This is a genomic window from Candidatus Methylarchaceae archaeon HK02M2 (assembly GCA_024256165.1).
In the GTDB taxonomy this organism is placed as follows: domain Archaea; phylum Thermoproteota; class Nitrososphaeria; order Nitrososphaerales; family JACAEJ01; genus HK02M2.
Genome location: JAKLZG010000080.1, coordinates 1 through 4,346, shown reverse-complemented (window position 1 = coordinate 4,346; position 4,346 = coordinate 1). Strand labels below are relative to the sequence as shown.

The following is a 4,346-nucleotide window of genomic DNA, read 5'->3' as shown; positions in this document are numbered from 1 at the left end:
TGTTCACGGCTATTGATGAAGCGAGTGAGAAGTACGACTTTATTTTAATTGAGGGTGTTATGGGGAGTCTTACAGGGTTATTGAACGATCGAGAAGAACGCCCTTATTCGACTTTGGAGGTTGCACTAGCTCTCAATGCCCCGACGATTATTGTATCTAATTGCGAAAAGGAAGGTATTGAAGGAGCTTTAGTGAATCTTATAGGACATACAAGTATATTGAAGTTCTTAAAAACTGATGTAAAAGGAGTGATCTTGAATAAAGCCTATATGATCGATGGAATTAAGAAGTTTGCTAGAGCTATACTCGAGAGTAATAATGTTAATTTGCTTGGTCTTATACCTAGTTCAAAATTTGTAGCGCGTGGTATGATACCAGAAGTTGAAATAAGATATGAAGAGTTCGGAGCAAGGGCCATTGAAGCTGTAGAAAATTATATCGACTTGAACTTGCTGGCGAAGGTTGCGGGTCCTCCTAAGAAGTCAATGGTAAACTACAAGGTATTAAAGGAGAAATTGAGAAAGTGTCTAATGGCAAATTGAGTAAGCAAGTCTTTGCTTTCATGAATTTTTATCTAATTATTATACTTAAGAAATATTTGTATAAAATAAATAGGGCTATTCACCTACTAGTCGAAAGCAGAAAGACTATAAAGGTTAAAGAGTGGATTCTCTGTATTTTAAAGTTTAAGATAAAGGCTATTCCTAATATATTAAAATAACATTTGCTTCGCCTATAAAGTGCCAGACAAATTAGGGATATATTCTCTCAGATTTAGCTACATGGCTCCCATTTTCGGGAAAAGAGACTTGAGAAGGGAATTTGTAGACTAAGGGATAGTGAAAATGGTTTAGGGATAGTGGATAGGGTATTAGAGATAGTATTGGTGGCTCAAAAACTGCATTAGGGATGGTAGGGAGGTTTTTGACATCTCTAATCGAGTCCTAGAGTACCTAAAAAGATATGCTATATTACATCATATAATATTAAGTGAATTGAGAGGTTAAGAAAAATCATTATCCCCCACCATCCTCCCTGACTATCCCTCACTATCCTTGATCATCCCTTCCACCATCCCTTTACTGGATTTTTCATCAGTACAGATGATACAAAAGAGCTTTAATCATGAGAGGAAGTTAAAAAATATGGGGGTTTTACACCCCTTTTACTCTATTCCTACTTCTTGAGGTGTATATAGCAGTTCTACCTTTTGCAGTGGTAACTTTGGATGTGGGCCATACTTCTTGTTATAGGTCTTATATGCCTCCATCGCTTTATCGAAGCTCATAGCCTCTAACAATACAACAAAGTTCCATCCACTAGTAGCAGGCATGAAAAGACCCTTGAAGCCAAGTCCTTCTGACTCTTCACAGATGCTCATAATCCTCTCCAGAAATTCTTGAAGCTCTTCCCGAGTACCAGTCCATCTGAAGTAATACAGTACTATCAATACCCTTCGTTAATTCCTATAACACTTTGCTATTTAACTATATGTTCGTTATTGTATACAAATGTCATTAAACATACACAAAATTGAGTTATCCTTATACTTCTAATACTAATAAGACATTCGGGCTTCTCTATTTATATCATAAAATGTATTACATGTTTACAGTAATGTTTTACATTAAAGCTTACTATCAAGGTGACTAGTTTGGAAGGCTCTCTTGGAAAGTATATGGTTAGTCGTGCGACTGGATTACTTGGCGATTTTAGGATGCCTGTATGTGCACGAATAATAACGAGAGAAGGTATTGAGAGAGGATGGTTGTTGAAGTTGACTAATAATGATATCCGAAGAATTTTAAGACGATACAAAGAGCATGTTACTTTTTGGAATATAAACTCAAAGAAAGTATCCGATGAATTAGCTCTCTTTTACAATGCGCTTGATTGTATAGGAATCAGAAGTTATACATGGGAAAATTTTCTCAAATTGTATGATAGTCTCCCTGCCAAAAGAGTTAAGCCGAACGATAAGGCTTAGTAGCACCGGTTTATCATGAATATAATATATTAATAAAACGCTAAAGATCGATTATATATTTTATAACGCTAGTTTATAGTTAAAGATAAAAAAATGAAAAAAGGTACACTTAGATAATGACTTAGATTACTTCATTACTCATAGCTACTTCATATCAAATGTTATCTTTTCATAGCCAGAGTATCTATCCCCTGTTCTCGCCCTAATAATAAGAATATTTTTTGAAACAATCTCATACTCTATCGAGGATACAACCTCTACAATATTTATTCTGTTTGGAAAGATCCAGTAGGCTTCGTAATCATAATCAACTATCCCTTTTTCATAAAAATTTTCATATGTATTGAGTCCAGTTTTTATTTGACCTACGAAAGTTATGAAAAAAGTGATACAAGGAAGATTTTCCAAACCTCGATGGTCAAGGCTTACTGTAAGCACTTTTGGCATACTCCTGATATCGTTCATCAATACCTTCTCTTGATCAAGAAGGTTCTGCATTGAATGGAAGAGCTTTATCATCTCTTGCTCATATTCATCAGGCCTGTGTAAAAGAGAGGCATAGTATCCTTTCTCATCATAATAATCAAATATGATTGTCTGATTCACAACTCCTTTAAGAGAGACCCAGAAGAAACCATGAGCATGAATAGGCTCAATTCCTTTTGCTTTTTCATACAACATATATAAAATCAATATTAAAAGGAATATTTGAAGTCTTAGAACTGGGAAAAGTATAGAACACTATTATCCTCTTCCTCATCTTTTTTAATAATTAACTTCATAATAATTCCAATTACTATCTTTAAATCTGAGTTCGTATCTTTGAAATCGAATGTAGAAAGTGGAGAATCGAATCCTTGAAAGTTACAATGGTAATTCCATCATATTGGGCAAGGGAAAGTGATGATGGTTGGTTAGAAGGAGATGCTATCTATGATCACCCTACTCCTTTAGACAGTAAGGGGACATTACCTAGAGCTTTACGGAGTATTAATATATTAAAAAATAAAGATTTCCAATTGGTAATAGTTGCTGTAGCAACTACTGGAGATATTGAGGGTCAAGTTGAAAAGAAAGTTGCCAATATCATCAAATCAGCTACTTTGGGTGTAGAAGTATTTCTATTTGGGCCTTCACATCTTAAGCAGATACATGATCTATTAATAAATGAGAATAAAGAGGAGTATATCGACTTCATCCAACTCAATGGATATTCTAATATTCGTAATCTATGCACATTTATCCCACATATCTTAGGTTCAGAAGTAGCTCTGCTTATTGACGATGATGAGGTATTTGAAGACCCAGAATTCATGTCGAAAGCTAAAGAATTTATCGGGAAAAATATCCAGGGAAGAATCGTTAATGTAGTAGCAGGATATTACCTTCAACCGAATGGAGACTACCACATTGAAAAAGCATTTCGCCCTTGGATGAAATATTGGGACAAATATGATAAGATGAATGAAGCATTTGATAAAATTATAGGAAGTGAACCGAGGATAAAGAAAACACCTTTTGTATTTGGTGGGAACATGATTATTCATAAAAATCTATTTGATGCTGTACCTTTTGACCCCAACGTTCCCAGAGGTGAGGATATAGACTTTTTGATTAATGCAAATATGTTTGGATTTAACTTCTTTCTAGATAATCAACTGTCTATTAGGCATCTTCCTCCACCCAAGACACATCCTACTTGGATGCAATTGAAAGAAGATATCTACCGCTTTATCTATGAGAGAGAAAAGATTGAAAATCAAAACGAGATAGAGGGGATGACTAAGGTTTATCCTGATGATTTTGATCCTTATCCAGGTTGTTTTTTGAAAAGGGACCTCGAGAAGAAGATTGAAAAATCATGTCAATTATTATCTAAAGAATATCTTGCCTTGGGAGACAAGCAAAGTAGTGATGAAGCATTAAAGAATATCATTCTTTCCAGAACAGATGCAGTACCAAAATTCGACCCTTTTAAAAAAATATGCGAGATACAAAAACGCTGGAAGGAATTAATAAAATATACAAGCAAAAGAGAAGTTCGTTCAAGAATAGCGGAAATTATAGTAAGAACCTAAACTTAAGAGAAAGAAAAATGGTTTGATTAGAAACATTATCCATTTACACATGACTCATGTATGAGTGATTTAATTTATCTAATTATTATTAATCTATTACTAATGAAGTATATTATATTTATATTATCACGATTTCATTATAAACTCGTGCGTATAAATTAAATTTTTTTATATTGGGCTAACATTTTCGTCATTTATACAAGTAATTGTATGACTAAAGTCCTTAAGACTCTTTAGCAAGGAACCAACGTTATTGTCATAAGGAAGATCAATTGCAATGA

At 34.1% G+C, this 4,346-nt stretch carries 5 protein-coding genes; 3 read left to right on the top strand and 2 right to left on the bottom strand.

Annotated features, from left to right (window positions below):
- A partial coding sequence (locus L6N96_06425) for an AAA family ATPase (protein MCP8323793.1) occupies positions 1–542 on the top strand: 542 nt, incomplete at its 5' end.
- A gap of 623 nt (positions 543–1,165) precedes the next feature.
- On the opposite strand, the gene L6N96_06420 is transcribed toward L6N96_06425, so the two are convergent.
- Positions 1,166–1,450, bottom strand: coding sequence for a hypothetical protein (locus L6N96_06420; protein ID MCP8323792.1), 285 nt, complete (start codon positions 1,448–1,450; stop codon positions 1,166–1,168).
- A 204-nt stretch (positions 1,451–1,654) separates the two neighbouring features.
- On the opposite strand from L6N96_06420, the gene L6N96_06415 reads away from it, so the two are divergent.
- On the top strand, positions 1,655–1,987 hold the full coding sequence (locus L6N96_06415; GenBank protein ID MCP8323791.1) for a hypothetical protein: 333 nt from the start codon (positions 1,655–1,657) through the stop codon (positions 1,985–1,987).
- A 144-nt stretch (positions 1,988–2,131) separates the two neighbouring features.
- Here the strand turns inward: L6N96_06415 and L6N96_06410 are convergent, their stop codons facing one another.
- Positions 2,132–2,668: a hypothetical protein gene (locus L6N96_06410; GenBank protein MCP8323790.1), complete on the bottom strand. Its 537-nt coding sequence runs from the start codon at positions 2,666–2,668 to the stop codon at positions 2,132–2,134.
- A 176-nt stretch (positions 2,669–2,844) separates the two neighbouring features.
- Here L6N96_06410 and L6N96_06405 point away from each other — a divergent pair, with 176 nt between their 5' ends.
- The gene (locus L6N96_06405; protein ID MCP8323789.1) at positions 2,845–4,065 is read left to right on the top strand and encodes a hypothetical protein; all 1,221 of its coding nucleotides are present in this window, start codon (positions 2,845–2,847) and stop codon (positions 4,063–4,065) included.
- Positions 4,066–4,346: the final 281 nt, after the last annotated feature.

Excerpts from the sequence above, each read along its gene's own strand:
- L6N96_06410 (MCP8323790.1), bottom strand. The coding sequence starts at position 2,668 with ATGTTGTATGAAAAAGCAAAAGGAATTGAGCCTATTCATGCTCATGGT.